We start from the raw sequence: 17,322 nt of genomic DNA, 5'->3' as shown, positions 1-17,322 counted from the left end.
CGGGGCCCAGTCGCGGCAGGGGATGCAACCCGAGGCGCCCCTGCCGCGTTGTCTGGTGGACATCGAGACCCAAGACAGGTCGGACGCCAGAAAATTCAGGTGTTTGATGCCGGGTCCGCGAGGGCCCGGGGGCCAAACCACAGGAAAGGACTTCCCATGAAGATCACCAAGAGCGGATCGGCCGAATGGACCGGCAGCATCAAAGAGGGCAAGGGCACCGTTTCCACCGAAAGCGGCGCGCTGAACGCACAGCCCTACGGCTTCAACACCCGGTTTGAAGGCCAGCCCGGCACCAACCCCGAAGAGCTTCTGGGCGCGGCCCACGCCGCCTGTTTCTCGATGGCGCTGTCCAACCTTCTGGGCGCCGAGGGCATCACCCCAGGCCGGATCGAGACCACGTCGAAAGTGACGATCGAGAAGAAGGGTGACGGCTTCGAGATCACCGGCGTCCATCTGGTGACGCAGATCGTGGCAGATGCCGAGGAGTCGGTGCTGATGGAAGTGGCACAGAAAGCAAAGACCGGCTGCCCGGTGTCGAAACTGTTCAATGCCGAGGTGACGATGGAGGCGACAATCGGCTAAGGTCGGTCAGCGTCTTCGCGGCGCCGTCCGGACCGGGCGGCGCCATACCCTTCTCTTGTGCCGGTCTGGAAAGAATAACAAATCATGCTCATCCGTTTCGGCCATGAATTCACCATCACTTGCGATCAGCCCACCCCGATGGTGTGCCTCGTCTCGCCGCATATCGAGCGCCATGCCGATCTGGTCGCGCCCGAGGTGCAACTGACGAACCCGCAAGTGCCGATGCACAACTACTTCGACCTTTTCGGCAATCTGTGCCGCCGCTTCGTGGCCCCTGCAGGCGATTTCACCTTCAGCTATGACGCCACCCTGCGCGACAGCGGTCAGCCCGATGTCCATGCGCCCGAGGCGAACGAGATCCCGATCGCGGCGCTGCCCGATGAGACGCTGCTCTACCTGATGGGCAGCCGCTATTGCGAGACCGACCGGATGAGCCAGACCGCCTGGGACCTGTTCGGCAACGTCGCGCCGGGCTGGGGCCGGGTGCAGGCGATCTGCGATTACGTCCACAACCACATCACCTTCAACTACATGGATGCCCGGTCCACCCGCACCGCCTATGAGGCCTGGCAGGAACGCAAGGGCGTGTGCCGCGACTTCGCGCATCTGTCGGTGACGCTGTGCCGCGCGATGAACATCCCGGCGCGCTATGTGAACGGCTACCTCGGCGATATCGGCGTGCCGCCCGCGGGCGAGGGCGATTTCGCGGCCTGGATGGAGGTGTATCTGGGCGGGCGCTGGTGGACCTTCGACGCGCGCAACAATATCCCGCGCATCGGCCGGATCGTCGTGGCCCGCGGACGCGATGCGGCCGATGTGCCGCTGCTGAACTCGTTCGGGCCGCATATGCTGAAAAGCTTCAAGGTCTGGACCGATGAGGTCTGGGAGGGCTGAGGGGGCGCCGGCCTCGGCCGACTGACGCTTTCAGGGCGGTGATTTTCCGGCCGGGGCGGGCATATGAGCGCCCGACCCGAACGCCGCACCGTCAGGCCGCGCCCATCGCCTCGGTCTCGACCCCAGCCTCTTCCAGCCGGTCGCGCGCCGCGCTCACCACCTCGGCGGCAAAGCTCGCCGCATGGCGCAGCACCACCGCCTCGCCGGTGAATTCCGCCAGCTTGCGGGCGATCAGCAGCGCAAAGCCGCCCTCCAGTTCGGGATTGGCGTCGAAGTCGCGCAAGACCGGGATCGCGCCGCCCTTGGTCAGCTTGGCCCGCGTCCGCGTCAGCCGCGCCGCCTTGCCGCGTTCTTCGGTCAGCACCTGCTCCAGCGCATGGACAGACCGCCACATGTCGCCCTCCACCGTGCCGGGCGCGGGATCGGGCAGCACCTCCAGCAGCCGGCGGAAGGCCAGATCGTAAAGCTCCGCCGCCTTCTTCTGCCGGGCATTCGCCATGAACCGCCGCAGCTGCGCCGGATCGTCAGAGGTCTCGATCGTCTCGACGATCCGTTTGGTATCGGCCATGCGGCTGCTCCGGGGTTGGGGAAAGACCACCCCTAGCACGGATCGCCAGCAGCACCATCACTCTCCTCACGCCATCACTCCGCGCCATCATTCCGCGTCGCCGCCCTTGCGGGCGCGCAGCTTGTCGCGCATCACCGCAAGGCGCCGGAACAGCGTGCCGCTGTCGGCGTTCAGCCGCTCCAGCAGCTGGCAGGCCAGCGGGCCGGCCACCGGCACCTCCAGCGCCTCGGCCCAGATCGGCGCCAGCAGGTTGACGTCGAGCTCGCCATGCGTCAGCGAAAAGCCTGGCATCTCCATCGGCAGCGGGCCCTTGGCACGCTTGTTCAGCCGGAAGGGCTGGTCCGGCTCGAACCCCGAATGCAGGCGTTCATATTCGTAGAGCTTCATCACCGAGAACAGCACGTTCAGCGACTGGCCCAGACGGCGCTGTGGCTCGGTCCGGCCATGATCGGCAAAGGTTATGATGCTGGAGATCAGCCAGCGGGTGGACAGCGTGGTCAGCAGGGTCTCGCCCTGCTCCTCCCAGATCCGGTGGAACAGCAGCGGCGCCTCGGCCGGAAAGCTGCGCCGGCGCAGGTGGGCGATGCACAGAGCGTTCAGCAGCTCCAGCTCGCTGCGCCCGGCGTGTTCCGCCGCCAGCAGCCTGAACTTGCGCATATGGCTCGAGGCGCGGCGCGGCTGCGGCGGCAGTTCTGCGGGCACCAGCTGCTGCGCCAGCGCCGCCAGGTCGAACTCCAGCGGCAGCGCCTCGCCCGCGGCCAGTCCCATCGGCGCGCGGCGCTTTTGCCACAGGGCCGTCAACGCCTCGCTGCCGCCGGGATAGGTCAGCCCAGGGTCGGCGGGGCCAGGTTCGGCGGGGCCAAGGTCGGCGGGGCCGGTCACACCATCATTTCCTTCGTCGCGGTCAGCCGCAGCTCGGGGAAGTCGCGCACGATGCGGTCGATGTCCCACTGCAACCGGGTCAGGAACACGATGTCGCCGTCATGGTCATGGGCGATATGCTGCTTGTTGATGTTGGTGAAACGGTCCACCTCGGCCTTGGGCCCGGTGACCCAGCGGGCCGAGGTGAACTGGCTGCCCTCGAAGCGCACGGGCAGGGAATATTCCTGCTCGATCCGGCTCGCCAGCACCTCGAATTGCAGCGCGCCGACGACGCCGACGATGAAGCCTGACCCGATGGCGGGCTTGAACACCTTGGCCGCGCCCTCCTCGGCGAATTGCATCAGTGCCTTTTCCAGATGCTTGGCCTTCATCGGATCGCCCGCGCGCACCGTCTGCAGCAGCTCGGGCGCGAAGGAGGGGATGCCGGTGAAGCGCAGGTTCTCGCCCTCGGTCAGCCCGTCGCCGATCCGCAGCTGGCCGTGGTTGGGGATGCCGATGATGTCGCCCGCCCAGGCCTCCTCGGCCAGCTCGCGGTCGGCAGCAAGGAACAGCACCGGGTTCGACACCGACATCTGCTTCTTGCTGCGCACATGCAGCAGCTTCATCCCGCGCTCGAAATGCCCCGAGGCGAGGCGCACGAACGCCACCCGGTCGCGGTGCTTGGGGTCCATGTTGGCCTGCACCTTGAAGACGAAGCCGGTGACGGCGGTCTCATCGGCCGCGATCTGGCGCTCGGCGGCCTTTTGCGGCTGCGGCTCGGGGCCGAACTCGCCCATGCCGTCCATCAGCTCGCGCACGCCGAACGAGTTGATGGCGGACCCGAACCAGATCGGGGTCATGTGCCCCTCGAGGAAGCTTTGCCGGTCGAAGGCGGGCAGCAATTCGCGCGCCATCTCCAGCTCGTCGCGCAGGGTCGCCAGCTGCTCGGCGGGCACGTGTTCGGCCAGCAGCGGATCGTCCAGCCCGTTGATCTTGATCGATTCCGCCACCCGGTTGCGGTCGGCGCGGTCGATCAACTCCAGCCGGTCATGCACGATGTCATAGCAGCCCAGGAAATCGCGGCCCATGCCGATCGGCCAGCTGGCGGGCGCCACGTCGATGGCGAGGTTCTCCTGGATCTCGTCGATGATCTCGAAGGTGTCGCGGCTTTCCCGGTCCATCTTGTTGCAGAAGGTCAGGATCGGCAGATCGCGCAGGCGGCAGACCTCGAACAGCTTGCGGGTCTGGCTCTCCACGCCCTTGGCGCCGTCGATCACCATGATCGCGGCATCGACCGCCGTCAGCGTGCGGTAGGTGTCTTCCGAGAAATCCGAGTGGCCGGGCGTGTCCACCAGGTTGAACCGCCAGCCCTTGTACTCAAAGCTCATCGCCGAGGCGGACACCGAGATCCCGCGCTCCTGCTCCATCTTCATGAAGTCGGACCTTGTGCGCCGCGCCTCGCCCTTGGCACGGACCTGCCCGGCCATCTGGATCGCGCCGCCGAACAGCAGGAACTTCTCGGTCAGCGTGGTCTTGCCGGCGTCGGGATGCGAGATGATCGCAAAGGTCCGGCGGCGGGCAATTTCGGGCGGAAGGGCGGGGCGGTTGGATTGGTCGAGCATGGGGCGCGGTGTAGCCGATGCCGCGGGCTGCGTCCATCGCTGCGGAAGGGGGAGGGGGTGGGCTGGTTCGGGCTTCCGGGAGAAGGCTGGAGCGCGAGCTATGACCGACGCTTCTTCGCCCGGAATCAAGGCGCCTTGGCGCCGCCGGGCAGCGCCCGTCCGCCCCCTCGGGCGGGCGCTTTCCACGCCAGCGCCTAGAACGCGCGTGGAGGTAAGCCGCACCATAAAGCGCCGAGAACCACCGTAGCCGCCCACCCGGCGGACGGGCGCTGCCCTCTGACAGTGACTTCACGGCGACAAAACCACTTCAGTCCCGCCGCCGTCCCCGCAGCAGCGCGTCCCGGCCAATGGCATCCAGCGCGGTGCGCGACGCCTCGGTCCCGAAATGCTGGCGCTGGCTGAGGCCGGGGAACCGCGCCCGCACTTCCGCCGAAAATGCCTGCGGCAGCAGGCTCAGCGTCGCCTCGCTCACCAGCAGACTCTCACACGGGATGCCCTCGGCATAGATGATCTCATGGTGGTCGAAGACCAGGCTGAAGTAGTCGACGAACCCGCCCTCGCGCAGCCAGATCGATTCCCCATCCACCAGATGCTTGGCCTGCACCAGCAGCTCGGCGGTGCCGCCCACCCGCTGCTCGCCGCGCTGATAGAGGAAGATGCGGTGATGCTGGCTGACGATCAGGTCGCCGGCATTGCCAAGCGTGCCGCGGCTGATGACGACGGGTGCGAAGCTGCCCGAGGCGCGCAGCGTCGCATGGCCCAGCCAGCGGATCGCTTGCGGGCCGTTGTCGCGGGTCAGCACGCGGTCGCCGACCACCAGCTGCTCCACCGGCTTTTGCGCGCCGCCCGCCATGGCAATCATCGTGCCGCGGGTGAAGGACACGCAGACCATGTCCGACAGCCGCACATCGGGCGGGGGCGGGCTGACGGTCAGCAGCGTATAGTCGGTGCGCGGCGCGACGGGCGACAGCGGCAGCGCGAAATGCCGGTCCGAGGCGTCGTGGCGGATCACCAGCACCTCCAGCTTGTCGGCATCGGGGGCCATCAGCGTCAGCAGCGACAGCAGCGTCACCCGGTCGCCGGGCGCGCCGATGTCAGACCCTTCGGCCACGGTCTGCGCCTGCCCGTCGCCGGTTTGCGGGCACAGCATCAGCCGCAGGGGCCGCGCGCTGCGATGCAGGCGGTAGATGTCGCCGGCCTCGCAAAGGTCGGGCTCGGCAACGCCGTCGCCCTGATTGGCGCCTGCGACCACCTGCAGGACATCCGCCGGAAACACCTGCGCGGCCAGCCCAGGAAGGGCAGGGGTGGTGCCGTCGGGCGGCGGGGGCGGGGCGGCGGGGCGGGTCATCATCTTGTCCGGGCTTGTGGCGACGTCAGGACGCGGGCATCTTGCGACTTCAAGGGGTTTATCTGAAGACTGGGCTATCAGATTGGTTTCATAAGGGTCAACCACGGGCGAAAATGTGGCGCAGCCCGTGGATTTGTTTCGCAACACGCGACGATTGCGGGCTGCGCCCTCAAAGACAGACGAAGGAATGACGGATATGGATCTTGGGATCAGGGGCCGGCGCGCGCTGGTGACGGCGGCATCGAAGGGGCTTGGCCGGGGCTGCGCCGAGGCGCTGGCAGAGGCGGGCGTCGATCTGGTCATCAACGCCCGCGGCGCCGAGGCGCTGGAGGCAACCGCCGAGACCCTGCGCGCCAAGGGCGTGCAGGTGACCGCGATTGCCGCCGACATCACCACGCCCGAGGGCCGCGCCAAGGTGCTGGAGGCTGCGGGGGCGGTGGACATCCTGGTGACCAATGCCGGCGGTCCGCCGCCAGGCATGTGGTCCGACTGGAGCCGCGACGATTTCATCAAGGCGCTCGACGCCAACATGCTGACGCCGATCGCGCTGATGCAGGCGCTGATGCCGGGGATGATCGACCGTGGCTGGGGCAGGGTGGTCAACATCACCTCGAACTCGGTGAAATCGCCGATTGCGCAGCTTGGGCTGTCGAACTCTGCCCGCGCCGGCTTGACCGGCTTTGTCGCCGGCACCGCGCGGCAGGTGGCGCCGATGGGGGTGACGATCAACAACCTGCTGCCCGGCATCCATGACACCGACCGCGCCGATGCGCTGGACCGGGGCGTGTCCGCCGCCGAGGGGCTGACCATGGCCGAGGCGCGCGTCAAGCGCGCCGCCACCATCCCCGCGCGCCGCTATGGCACCGCTGCCGAGTTCGGGGCGATGTGTGCCTTCCTGTGTTCCGCCCATGCCGGGTTCATCGTCGGCCAGAACATCTCTCTGGACGGCGGCGCCCATAACGCCACCGTCTAGGGGGCGCCCCGGTGCCGGTGCTGCGCTATCTGTCGCATCCCGAGGTCGCCTGCGACCCCGAGGTGCCGGTGCCGGACTGGGGCCTGCGGGCCCGCGGCCGCGCCCGGATGCGGGTGATCGCCAGCCTCGGCTGGCCGGCCGGCACCACGCGGATCATTGCCAGCGCCGAGCGCAGGGCGCGGGAAACCGCCGCCTATCTTGCCGAATCTCTGGGGCTGACGGTCGAGATCGCCGAAGGCATGGGCGAGATCGACCGCTCCGCCACCGGCCATGTGCCCCATGCCCGGCATGAGGAGCTGGCGAGCGCGCTGTTCGCCCATCCCGAAGACAGCATCGAGGGCTGGGAGCGGGCGGTGGACGCGCAGGCCCGCGCCGCGGATGCGCTGTGCCGCCTGCTGACGCCGGTGCGCGCCGGGGGCACCTGCCCGGACAGGCAGGTGGGCGACCTGCTGCTGGTCGGCCATGGCGGCATCGGCACGCTGCTGTGGTGCCATCTGGCGGGCCGCCTGATCTCGCGCGCCGAGGACCAGCCGCATGGCGGCGGCCAGGTCTGGGCCGTGACGCTGCCCGATCTGGTGCCGGTGCATTCCTGGCGGGCGATGGAGACGGTCGCGGGGTTGTGAGGGGGCGGGGCGCGTGCGGCTTGTGCAGCTGTCGGGACCTCTCAATCCCATCCTCTTGCAGCCTGCGAGCCGCTCGGGTCGGGCGGAAGAAGGCGAGGCATTGCCTCGCCCCGCCCGTGCGAGACGAAAGCGACCGGAGCCGCTGGCAACACGAGACCGGGTGAGGACAGCGCCCGACCTGGCGGGCGAGAAGCGCCCGCCGAGGGGTGATGAGCGAAAAGAAATCTTCCAGTGGAAGATTTCCGCGAAGAACGCCCGGCCCGTGGCCGGGCCGGGAGGGCGGGCGCTGGCCGGGCCCTTTGGGGGCCCGTCCGGTGTGGGTGGAGAGGGCAGCGTGTGGCGAAGGCGATGGCCTTCGCCAAGGCGGGCGGGGCAGCGGCGCACCAAGGCCGCCAGCCGAACCTCTGCCTGCGACCTTCCCTCCCCCTGCCACCGCTTGCAGCACAGCCCCCTGCCTGCTATCTCGGCCCCCGCAAAACCCGATGGAATTGATCGGAAACCGGTTGTCCCAACCCGCAAACATCCCTGCCCCGCGGCTGGACGTGCAGCACCTCACCCGCCGCTTCGGCGGCCGCGCGGTCGTGGATGACGTGTCGCTGACCATCGAGCCGGGGCAGGTGACCTGCCTTCTGGGCCAGTCGGGCTGCGGCAAATCGACCACGCTGCGCATCATCGCCGGGGTGGACATGCAGGACGAGGGCAAGATCTTCGTCGACGGCAAGCTGATCTGCGACACCCTCTACCGGGTGCCGCCCGAAGGCCGCTCCATCGGCCTGATGTTCCAGGATTTCGCGCTGTTCCCGCATCTGTCGGTCGCCGACAATGTCGGCTTCGGCCTGAAGGGCGCCCGCGGCGACAAGCGCGGCCGCGTGGGCGAGTTGCTGGAACGGGTCCATATGTCCCGCTACATCGACATGTTCCCGCATGAGCTGTCGGGCGGCGAGCAGCAGCGGGTGGCGCTGGCCCGGGCGCTGGCGCCGAAACCGCGGATCATGCTGATGGACGAGCCGTTCTCGGGCCTTGACGAACGCCTGCGCGACGGCATCCGCGATGAGACGCTGAGCTTGCTGAAGGAGGCCGGCGCGGCGGTTCTGCTGGTCACCCATGAGCCGCATGAGGCGATGCGCATGGCCGACCAGATCGCGCTGATGCGCGGCGGGCGGATCGTGCAGATGGGCGCGCCCTACAACCTCTACAATGCGCCGGTGGACCGGGCGGCGGCGGGGTTCTTTTCCGATGTGAACGTCATCGGCGGCCGCGTGCAGGGCGCGCTGACCGACACACCCTTCGGCGCCTTCCTGACCCCGGGCCTGCCCGATGGCACCAGGGTCGACATCATCTTCCGCCCGCAGCACCTGAAGATCGACTTCGACCGCAATGGCCGCGGACCCAATCCCACCGTGCAGGACGGCACCCCCGCGCGCGGCATCGTCGAGCGCGCGCGCTTTCTGGGCCGCGAGAGCCTGGTGGAGTTCCGCATGGATTTCGACGGCCGGGTGCTGAAGGCCAGCGTGCCCAACGTGTTCCTGCCGCGGCCCGGCACGCCGCTCTGGCTGACCGTGCGGCGGGATCGGTGTTTTGTCTTCCCCGCGCAGGGCTAGGGGCTCCGCGAACCCTTTTCTTGCCCGGAATCAAGGCGCCTTGGCGCCGCCGGGCAGCGCCCGCCTTCCGGCCCGGCCCAAGCTGCGCGTTTTCGGCCGGGCGTTCTTCGCGGAAATCCTCCACTGGAGGATTTCTTGTCGCTCATCACCCCCCTCGGGCGGGCGCTACTCAACCGCTCCGCCTAGAAATCCTGTGGAGGAAGGCCGCACCATAAAGTGCCTAGAACTTCTGGTGCTCGCCCACCCGGCGGACGCGTGCTGCCCTCTGACAGCGATCCTCGCAGCTGCAACCGAGGCAACTTCCCGCCCTTGTGACAAAATAATCCGGCCCCAGACCGGAATCGGGCTTTGATTGCGCGGCCCGAGGTCATAAATGTTTGCGGAGACAACGGGCCCGATGTGTGGCCCGAGGGGAGAATGACATGCTCAACAATATCGGCCTGCCCGGCCTTCTGCTGATCGCCGTCGTGGTGCTGGTCCTGTTCGGCCGCGGCAAGATCTCGTCCCTGATGGGCGAAGTCGGCAAGGGCATCACCGCCTTCAAGCGCGGCGTCAAGGACAGCACCGACGAGGTCGAGACCGCCGGCACCGAGCCTGCGCCGCGCGACGTGATCCCGCCGCATGTGAACCCGCAGCCGACCCAGGTGGCGACCCCGATCCAGCCCGAGAAAGACCGGATCTGAGCTGCTGGCCCCCGGCGCCCTGCCGGGTTAGGGTCTGCCGATGAAACCGTTTGCGGGACGCATGAGCAATGTTTGACATCGGCTGGAGCGAGCTTCTGGTCATCGGCGTCGTCGCGTTGATCGTGGTGGGGCCCAAGGATCTTCCGGTCATGTTCCGCACCCTGGGGCGGATGACCGGCAAGGCCCGCGGCATGGCGCGCGAGTTTTCGCGGGCGATGGACGATGCGGCGCGCGAGTCGGGCGTGAAGGATCTTGGCAAGGATCTGAAGGCCGCCACCTCGAAGAAGGCCCTCGGCCTCGACGCGCTGGAAAAAGCCGCCGACAAGTTCGAGAAATGGGAGCCGAAGCTGCCGGGCAGCCAGACGCAGGCGAAACCGGCCGCGACCGCTGCCCCCAAGCCGATGGGCCCCGCGACCCAGGCGCTGGCCGATGAGCGCGCGGCCGCCGCTGCGGCGCGCACGGCCGCCCCGGTGGAACCGCCGGTGGCCTTGCCCGATCCCGCGGCGCCTGCCCCCGAGACCCCTGTGAAGCGCATCGCCAAGACCCGCAGCCGCCCGGCCCCGCCGGAAACGCCTGCCGAAACGCCTGCTGCAAAAGCCGAAAAGCCCGCGAAATCCGCCAAGCCGAAGGCGACGGCCTCAGCCGAGGCCGCCGAGGCCCCGGCGCCCAAGCGTGCCAAACGCGCCAAGACCGACAAGGGTGACGCATGAGCGCGCAGGACGATATCGAGGACAGCTCTGCCCCGCTGATCGAGCATCTGGCCGAACTGCGCACCCGCCTGATCTGGGCCGCCGTCGCCTTCATCGGCGCGATGTGCCTGTGCTTCTTCGTCTGGAACCCGATCTTCAATTTCCTGACCGTCCCGGTCTGCAACGCGCTGGCCGATCGCGGGCAGGAATGCGGGCTCTACTTGATCAAGCTGCAGGAAGGCTTCTTCGTCGCCGTCAGCATCTCGTTCATGGGCGGTTTCGTTCTGGCCTTCCCGGTGATCGGCTACCAGCTGTGGCGCTTCGTGGCGCCGGGGCTCTACAGGGCCGAGAAGAACGCCTTCCTGCCGTTCCTCGTCGCTTCGCCGGCGATGTTCATCGTCGGGGCGGCCTTCGCCTATTACGCGATCCTGCCGATGGCCTTCAGCTTCTTCCTCGGCTTCCAGCAGGGCCCGATGCTGCCCGACATCCCCGGCACCGCCATTCCCGGCGCGACCGAGGCCGGCACCTCGCTGGCCGAGGCGGGGATCATCTTCCAGGGCTCGGTACAGGAATATCTGGGCCTGACCATCAAGTTCATCCTGGCCTTCGGCCTCTGCTTCCAGCTGCCGGTGCTGCTGACGCTGATGGGCAAGGCCGGGCTGGTGGGATCGAAGGGCCTCGCCGCCACCCGCCGCTATGCCGTGGTGGCGATCCTGCTGCTGGCCGCCGTCGCCACGCCGCCCGACGTGATCAGCCAGCTCGTGCTGTTCACCGTGGTCTATGGCCTCTACGAGGTCTCCATCCTGCTGGTCCGCCGCATCGAGAAGCGGCGCGAGGCCGATCTGCGCGCCCAGGGCCTCTGGGTCGAGGATGACGAGGACGAAGTCGAGACCAGATGACCGAGGATGCCCTCACTCGCATCGCCGAGGCGCTGGAGCGCCTCGCGCCCCCGCCGCAGCGCAGCCCGGATTTCGGCGCCGCCGACGCCTTCCTGTGGCAGGTGGCGCCCGACCGGCTTGCCCCGGTGCCGAAGGTCTCGCGGGTGGACCTGTCGCTGCTGGTCGGCATCAACCGCTCGCGCGATACGCTGCTGGACAACACCCGCCAGTTCGCCCGCGGCCTGCCCGCCAACAACGCCCTGCTGTGGGGCGCGCGCGGGATGGGGAAATCCTCGCTGGTCAAGGCGGTTCACGCCGCCGTGCTGGCCGAGGGGCTGCCGCTGAAACTGGTGGAGCTGGCGCGGGACGATCTGCCCACCGTCGGCCGCCTTCTGGCGCATCTGCGCGCCGCCCGCAGCCACCGGTTCGTGCTGTTCTGCGACGACCTGTCGTTCAGCCATGACGACCAGCATTACAAATCGCTGAAGGCGGTGCTGGATGGCGGCATCGAGGGTCGGCCCGAGAATGTGCTGTTCTACGCCACCTCGAACCGCCGCCACCTGATGCCCCGCGACATGATCGAGAATGAACGCTCCACCGCGATCAGCCCCTCCGAGGCGGTCGAGGAAAAGGTCTCGCTGTCCGACCGCTTCGGCCTGTGGCTCGGCTTCCACCCCTGCGACCAGGATGACTACCTGGCGATGATCCGCGGCTATTGCGACAGCTACGGTCTGGCGATCAGCGAAGAGCGCCTGCGCGCCGAGGCCATCGAATGGCAGGCGACCCGCGGGGGGCGGTCGGGCCGCGTGGCCTGGCAGTTCTTCACGGATCTGGCGGGGCGCGAGGGCGTGCGGATCTAGGGGGGCGGTAGCCGTCCTGCTTCTGCCGATCTTCATCCCTTTCCAACCAACGAGGCGCGGTCAGAGGGCGGCGCCTGTCCGCCGGGTGGGCGCACAACAGCAGTTCTAGGCGCTTTATGTTTCAACCCACTTCCACCGAATTTCTAGGCGGAACCGTTGAAAGCGCCCGCCCGAGGGGGCGGACGGGCGCTGCCCGGCGGCGCTAAAGCGCCTTGTTCCGGGCAAAAGGAGGTGTGCCCCTACTGCAGATACTTCATCGGATCGACGCTGTCATAGCCGTCGCGCACCTCGAAATGCATGAAGGCCGGGCTTCCCGCCCGCACCTTGGCGATGGCCTGCCCGCGCGCCACGGTGGCGCCCTTGGCTACGGTGATCCCGTCGATATTGGCATAGACCGTCAGCAGGTTGTTGGGGTGGCGGATCACCAGGATCGGCACCTGATCGGTGTCCTTGGTGATCGCCGCGACCGTGCCGGCATCCGCGGCCTTCACCGTGGCCCCGGCAGCGGCAGAGATGTCGATGCCGTCATTCTTCTTGGGCGCATAGCCGCGGATGATGCTGCCCTGCACCGGCATCACGAATTTCGCGCTGGCCGAGGCCGCCGTCTGGCCGCCAAGGTCAGGCGCGGGCGGCGTTGCCACCGGGGTGTTGGCGGTCACCGTCTGCTCTTCGGGCAGCGGCTGCGAGGCCGAGGGCGGGGTCGGCGTCGCTGTGCCTTGCCCGGGGGCCGAGGTGGCGTTGGCGGGCTGGGTCACGCCCGCCACCACCACCGGGATCAGCAGATACTGCCCCTCGCGCACCGTCATCTCGCCGCTGAGCCCGTTCCAGTCGGCCAGCGAGCGCACGGACACACCGTAGGCCCGTGCGATGGTGTAGGCGGTCTCGCCGCGCACAACGCGGTGGCGCACCGGCTCTGCGCCCACGGGGGCAGGCGCCGCCGCCACGGTGCCGCCCGGCACCTGCGCCCGGTCGATGGCGCCCGAGGCGATGGTGGTGATGTCGATGGGCCCGCCAGTGATGCTGGCGCCGGTGACAGGGGCGGCCGATGCCACGCGGCCCGGCAGCGCCAGCACCTCGCCGGGGTTCAGCGTCGCATCGGCCGACACGGCATTGTAGCGCGCCAGCTCATCCGCGCCGACGCCGACCCGGGCCGCAACCGTGCGCACCGTGTCGCCACGCCCGGCGACCGCCACCTGATAGTTGGGGTAGGAGATCACGCCGCGCCCATCGGGCTCGGGCCGCGGAGCCACCGCGCCGCGCGCGGCCTCCGAGGTGCTGAACCCGTCGCCGAGGCTGCGCAGGTCCATGTCGAACCCGCCGCCCATGCCGCCCACGCCCCCGCCTGCGCCCTGCTGGCAGGCCGCCAGCGCCAGCAGCGACAGGCCGGCAAGGGCCGCCCTGCGGCGGGGCGCTGCAAGGGTCTGCATCGTGTCAGGGATCATCCGCGGCATGGCTCGTTCCTCGTCACATCTGTTGATCGGGCCCTGTTGGCCGGGCCCCGTGGTCGCATTCAAGGTCAGTCCTGACCCAGCCCCTCGACCAGCGGCACGAAGCGCACCGGGCGAAGTTCCTCATACTCGTACCCTGCGGCGCTGCGCCTGACCTTGATCAGGCTCTGCACCGTATCCGACTGCCCCACCGGCAGCACCATGATACCGCCGATCCGCAACTGGGCCAAGAGCGGCCCTGGCGGATCTTCGGCCGCAGCGGTCACGATGATGCGGTCGAACGGCGCCTGATCGGGCAGGCCGTGGCTGCCATCGCCGACAATGGCGGTGATGTTGGGCAGGTTCAGCGCCCGGAACAGCGCATCCGCCTCGCGCACCAGCCGTCGGTGGCGGTCCACCGTGTAGATCCGCCGTGCCAGATGGCTGAGGATGGCGGCCTGATAGCCGGACCCGGTGCCCACCTCCAGCACCTTGTCGCGCGGGCTGACCTCCAGCGCCAGCGTCATCAGCCCCACGACGGAGGGCTGGCTGATGGTCTGCCCGCAGGCGATCGGCAGCGGCATGTCCTCATAGGCGCGTTCGGCAAAGAGGCCCTTCACGAAGGCCCCGCGATCCACCTTTTCCATCGCCGACAGCACCCGCGCATCGGTCACGCCCTTGGACCGGAGCGTATAGAGGAAGCGCATCTTGCGCTCGGCCTCCTCCTCCTGCCCGGGCGCGCCTGTCATGTCAGCGCAGCCTCCAGCGCGTCCATCGCGTCATGGGCGGTCAGGTCGGCGCGCATCGGGGTGACCGAGATGTAGCCGTCAAGGTTCACCGCGACATCGGTGCCGGGCAGGGTGGGCGCGTGCTGCGCGCCGCCCTTGATCCACAGGAACTTGCGCCCCGAGGGCGAGATATGCGGCTCGACCCCGAAGCTGGTATCCCGGCGGAAGCCCTGTGCGGCAACCCGCATCCCCTTGACCGCCGCGGCGCCGACGGGGGGGAAGTTGATGCTGTAGAACAGCCGGTAATCGCTGTCGTCCCAGAGGCCGTGGTCCAGCAGCTTGCGCACCAGCGCCGCGCCATGCACCCGCGCCGCCTCGAACGGGTCATCCAGCTCGTTCGTCTCGGGCCCCATGAACTGCGACAGCGCAATCGCCGGCAGCCCCTGCAGCGCCGCTTCCATCGCGCCGCCAAGCGTGCCCGAATACATCGCATTCTCGCCCGAGTTGTTGCCGCGGTTCACCCCCGACAGCACCAGATCGGGCCGCGCGCCCTCCAGCACGTCGAAGAGCCCCGCCAGCACGCAATCGGCCGGCGAGCCCTCGGCGGCAAAGCGGCGCGGGGCCAGCTTGGCGATCATCATCGGGTGGGTGTAGCTGATGCAATGCGCGACGCCAGACTGCTCGAAGGCCGGGGCGACGGTCCAGACCTCGCCCTCCGGGCCGGCGATTTCGGTCGCGATCTCGGTCAGAACCTCAAGCCCGCGCGCGTTGATGCCGTCGTCATTGGTGATGAGAATCCGCATGGGTCCGCCCGGTTGCCGCTGTTGCGCCCTGCTTAGACGAGCGGGCGGCAGGGGTAAAGCGGTGCGGGCCGGATCGCGGCCCGAAAGCTCAATACGGCAAGGCGTTTCGCGCGTTACAGCAGCGCGATCAGCCGCTCTGCCTCGGCGCGGGTATCGGCCAGCGGCGCACGGTCCTCGCCGGGATAGAACCGCGCGCGGGTCGCGGTCGCCATCGGCGCCGGCTCGGCGATCACCACCCGCGGGCCGATCTTCACTGTCTCGGCCTGCCAGCTGCGCACCAGCGCCATCTGCGCAGCCTTGGTGGCGCCATAGCTGCCGAAGAACTTCTCGCCGCCGCGCGGATCGTCCAGCATCAGCGCGGTGCCCTTGCCCGCGCGCAGCAGCGGCTCCAGCACGCCGATCAGCGTGGCGGTGGCGGTGAGGTTCGTCGCCACCGATTTCGCCATGTCCTTGGCATCCATATGCGCGGCCGGCGCCAGCGGCGCGGCGTGGACTGCCGTATGCACCCACAGCTGCAGGCTGCCCCAGCGGTTCGCAATCGCGCTGGCCAGATGCGCCATCGCCGCGGGGTCATTCACGTCCATCGGCGCCAGTGTCGCCTGCCCGCCAGCCGCCTGGATGCGGTCATCGAGCTCTTCCAGCGCGCCGGTGGTGCGGGCGACGGCCATCACATGCCAGCCCTGTGCGGCCAGCGCCTCGGCCATCGCCGCGCCAAGCCCGCGCGAGGCGCCGGTGATCAGGGCCAGTTTGGGGGCGGGTTTCGGGGCGATGGGGGCGGGGGGCGTTGCGCTATCGGTCATGGCCGGGGCTTCTGGCACCGGGCGCGGCGCATGGCAAGAGCCGCCTCATCTCCGCGGCAAAATCGCGCGCCGCCGTCGCTCAACCCGCGCTACACCACCTCGATCTCGGACAGCAGCGCCCAGTCATGCAGCACCCGGCCCCAGGCGTCGGTATCCGTGCCGATGGTGCGGATGTTCGTGGCCCCGCCGGTCGCCGTGGCCGGGTCCCCGCCGACAAATCCCTCCTGGCCGCTGCCGCCCGCCGGCGTGGCACCCAGGATCAGCCTGGCGCAGGCCGAAGCGCCCGGATCGGCCGACAACCCGATGGTAATCTCGCGCCGCCCGGTAAGCGCAACCCCGGTGATCGCTGCCTCGGTGCCGCCCGACTGCACCCAGGTAAAGCCCCTGTCGGCCAGCGGGCGCACCCCCATCACGACCGCGCCCTGATCGGGCCTGTGGGCGTCGAAGGTCAGGTCGCCCTCGCCGCCCGCGAACCGCACCCGCACGCTGGCGCCGATGCGCTCGGCGCTGGCCATGTGCAGGGGCTGCCACTTGGCGCCGCATTGCAGGGTCTTGCGGATCGCGCGGCCATGATAGGCCCCCAGCAGCGCATATCCTGCCCCGGTCATATGGGTGCCATCGACGCGCGCGATCGGGTATTCCGGGCAGGCCATCAGGATCCGCGGTTCGGCCTGCGCGGCATGGTGCTGCGCCAGCCCCACGGCAAAGCGCTCGCCTCCCGCGCGGCAGGCCAGTTGGCTCAGGCAGATCAGAGTCTCGGCCCCCGGCGCGCGGCTGGCAAAGTCCGCCGCCAGATCGCCCAGCAGTTCCAGCAGGTTCGCCTGATACTCTGCCGCCGAAAGCTTGCCATCGGCATGGCCGTGAACCCAGGAGACGAACAGCCGCGTCAGCGTCAGCCCGGCGCTGGCGGCGTAGCGCTGCTGCTGGTCAATCGCGCGCAGCCAGTTGTCATAGACCGCCGTGCTGCCAGTCTTGCGCAGCTTGGCATAGCCAAAGCCGCCGCGGCCGAAATTCATCGTCAGCAGGCCTTCATCGGGCTCAAGCGCGGGCAGGATCCCGGCGCTGGCTTGAAGAAGGGGCGTTTCCCTGCCGCGCCCGGTGCCGGTGTCGTAGAGCCCGGAATAGGCGCGGTCGGGCAGCAGGTTCTGCAGGTCGCCGCTGGTCCTGGTCGTCACGGCCCGGCCCGGCGCGATGGCCTGCGTGGTCTCGCGCAGGTTGCCATGACCGACGCCATCGATGAAGGACTGGCCCATGCCGATATAGACCGCAAGCTTGCGATAGCGCGACAGGTCAAGCGCCGATCCGGCGGCGAGGGCCGCAGCATCCGTGCCTGACGTGATTTCGGAACCCTCGGGCAACCCGGTCATGTCCGTCAAGGGGGC

At 68.9% G+C, this 17,322-nt stretch carries 18 protein-coding genes; 9 read left to right on the top strand and 9 right to left on the bottom strand.

What is annotated here, in order from left to right; genetic code table 11:
* Positions 1-162: 162 nt before the first annotated feature.
* Positions 163-582, top strand: a complete 420-nt coding sequence (locus GVY41_RS13650) for an OsmC family protein (protein WP_276208231.1) — start codon at positions 163-165, stop codon at positions 580-582.
* An 84-nt stretch (positions 583-666) separates the two neighbouring features.
* The gene (locus tag GVY41_RS13645; protein ID WP_161347428.1) at positions 667-1,476 is read left to right on the top strand and encodes a transglutaminase-like domain-containing protein; all 810 of its coding nucleotides are present in this window, start codon (positions 667-669) and stop codon (positions 1,474-1,476) included.
* A gap of 91 nt (positions 1,477-1,567) precedes the next feature.
* Here GVY41_RS13645 and GVY41_RS13640 read toward each other — a convergent pair whose 3' ends face one another.
* The 4 genes from GVY41_RS13640 to GVY41_RS13625 form a co-directional block, all read right to left on the bottom strand.
* Positions 1,568-2,044 carry a hypothetical protein gene (locus GVY41_RS13640; RefSeq protein WP_161347426.1) on the bottom strand — a complete coding sequence of 159 codons (477 nt, stop codon included), beginning with the start codon at positions 2,042-2,044 and terminating at the stop codon, positions 1,568-1,570.
* Positions 2,045-2,131: 87 nt separating this feature from the next.
* Positions 2,132-2,926, bottom strand: a complete 795-nt coding sequence (locus GVY41_RS13635; RefSeq protein WP_229726058.1) for a hypothetical protein — start codon at positions 2,924-2,926, stop codon at positions 2,132-2,134.
* Positions 2,923-4,527, bottom strand: coding sequence for a peptide chain release factor 3 (locus tag GVY41_RS13630; protein WP_161347424.1), 1,605 nt, complete (start codon positions 4,525-4,527; stop codon positions 2,923-2,925). The genes GVY41_RS13635 and GVY41_RS13630 overlap by 4 nt, the downstream gene beginning before the upstream one ends.
* A gap of 307 nt (positions 4,528-4,834) precedes the next feature.
* Positions 4,835-5,875 (bottom strand): Hint domain-containing protein, encoded by a 1,041-nt coding sequence (locus GVY41_RS13625; RefSeq protein ID WP_161347421.1) that lies wholly within the window; start codon positions 5,873-5,875, stop codon positions 4,835-4,837.
* Between the two features lie 196 nt (positions 5,876-6,071).
* Between GVY41_RS13625 and GVY41_RS13620 the strand changes: the two genes are divergently transcribed.
* The 7 genes from GVY41_RS13620 (at position 6,072) to GVY41_RS13590 (ending at position 12,182) form a co-directional block, all read left to right on the top strand.
* Entirely contained in the window at positions 6,072-6,848 is a 777-nt protein-coding gene (locus GVY41_RS13620; protein WP_161347419.1) for an SDR family oxidoreductase, read from the top strand.
* 11 nt (positions 6,849-6,859) lie between these two features.
* The gene (locus tag GVY41_RS13615; RefSeq protein ID WP_205600090.1) at positions 6,860-7,471 is read left to right on the top strand and encodes a histidine phosphatase family protein; all 612 of its coding nucleotides are present in this window, start codon (positions 6,860-6,862) and stop codon (positions 7,469-7,471) included.
* Positions 7,472-7,953: 482 nt separating this feature from the next.
* Entirely contained in the window at positions 7,954-9,072 is a 1,119-nt protein-coding gene (locus tag GVY41_RS13610; RefSeq protein ID WP_161347417.1) for an ABC transporter ATP-binding protein, read from the top strand.
* A gap of 422 nt (positions 9,073-9,494) precedes the next feature.
* Positions 9,495-9,755, top strand: coding sequence for a twin-arginine translocase TatA/TatE family subunit (locus tag GVY41_RS13605; protein WP_161347415.1), 261 nt, complete (start codon positions 9,495-9,497; stop codon positions 9,753-9,755).
* A gap of 68 nt (positions 9,756-9,823) precedes the next feature.
* Entirely contained in the window at positions 9,824-10,465 is a 642-nt protein-coding gene (gene tatB / locus GVY41_RS13600; RefSeq protein ID WP_161347413.1) for a Sec-independent protein translocase protein TatB, read from the top strand.
* Complete coding sequence (gene tatC / locus GVY41_RS13595; protein WP_161347411.1) at positions 10,462-11,343, top strand: twin-arginine translocase subunit TatC; 882 nt, start codon at positions 10,462-10,464, stop codon at positions 11,341-11,343. The genes tatB and tatC overlap by 4 nt, the downstream gene beginning before the upstream one ends.
* Complete coding sequence (locus GVY41_RS13590; RefSeq protein ID WP_161347409.1) at positions 11,340-12,182, top strand: ATP-binding protein; 843 nt, start codon at positions 11,340-11,342, stop codon at positions 12,180-12,182. Before tatC ends, GVY41_RS13590 begins: the two co-directional genes overlap by 4 nt.
* Before the next feature lie 239 nt (positions 12,183-12,421).
* Here the strand turns inward: GVY41_RS13590 and GVY41_RS13585 are convergent, their stop codons facing one another.
* From GVY41_RS13585 to GVY41_RS13565, 5 genes are all read right to left on the bottom strand, one after another.
* Positions 12,422-13,633 (bottom strand): LysM peptidoglycan-binding domain-containing protein, encoded by a 1,212-nt coding sequence (locus tag GVY41_RS13585; RefSeq protein WP_373283304.1) that lies wholly within the window; start codon positions 13,631-13,633, stop codon positions 12,422-12,424.
* A 65-nt stretch (positions 13,634-13,698) separates the two neighbouring features.
* A complete protein-coding gene (locus tag GVY41_RS13580; protein ID WP_161347407.1) occupies positions 13,699-14,358 on the bottom strand; it encodes a protein-L-isoaspartate(D-aspartate) O-methyltransferase in 660 nt (219 codons plus the stop codon).
* Positions 14,355-15,140, bottom strand: a complete 786-nt coding sequence (gene surE, locus GVY41_RS13575) for a 5'/3'-nucleotidase SurE (protein ID WP_161347405.1) — start codon at positions 15,138-15,140, stop codon at positions 14,355-14,357. The genes GVY41_RS13580 and surE overlap by 4 nt, the downstream gene beginning before the upstream one ends.
* Before the next feature lie 113 nt (positions 15,141-15,253).
* Positions 15,254-15,940, bottom strand: a complete 687-nt coding sequence (locus GVY41_RS13570) for an SDR family NAD(P)-dependent oxidoreductase (RefSeq protein ID WP_161656907.1) — start codon at positions 15,938-15,940, stop codon at positions 15,254-15,256.
* 89 nt (positions 15,941-16,029) lie between these two features.
* A complete protein-coding gene (locus tag GVY41_RS13565; protein WP_161656906.1) occupies positions 16,030-17,316 on the bottom strand; it encodes a hypothetical protein in 1,287 nt (428 codons plus the stop codon).
* Positions 17,317-17,322: the final 6 nt, after the last annotated feature.

It is taken from the genome of Frigidibacter albus (assembly GCF_009908165.1).
Taxonomy (GTDB): domain Bacteria; phylum Pseudomonadota; class Alphaproteobacteria; order Rhodobacterales; family Rhodobacteraceae; genus Frigidibacter; species Frigidibacter albus.
The sequence above is the reverse complement of the archived record's forward strand: the minus strand, read 5'-3'. Positions and strand labels throughout refer to the sequence as shown.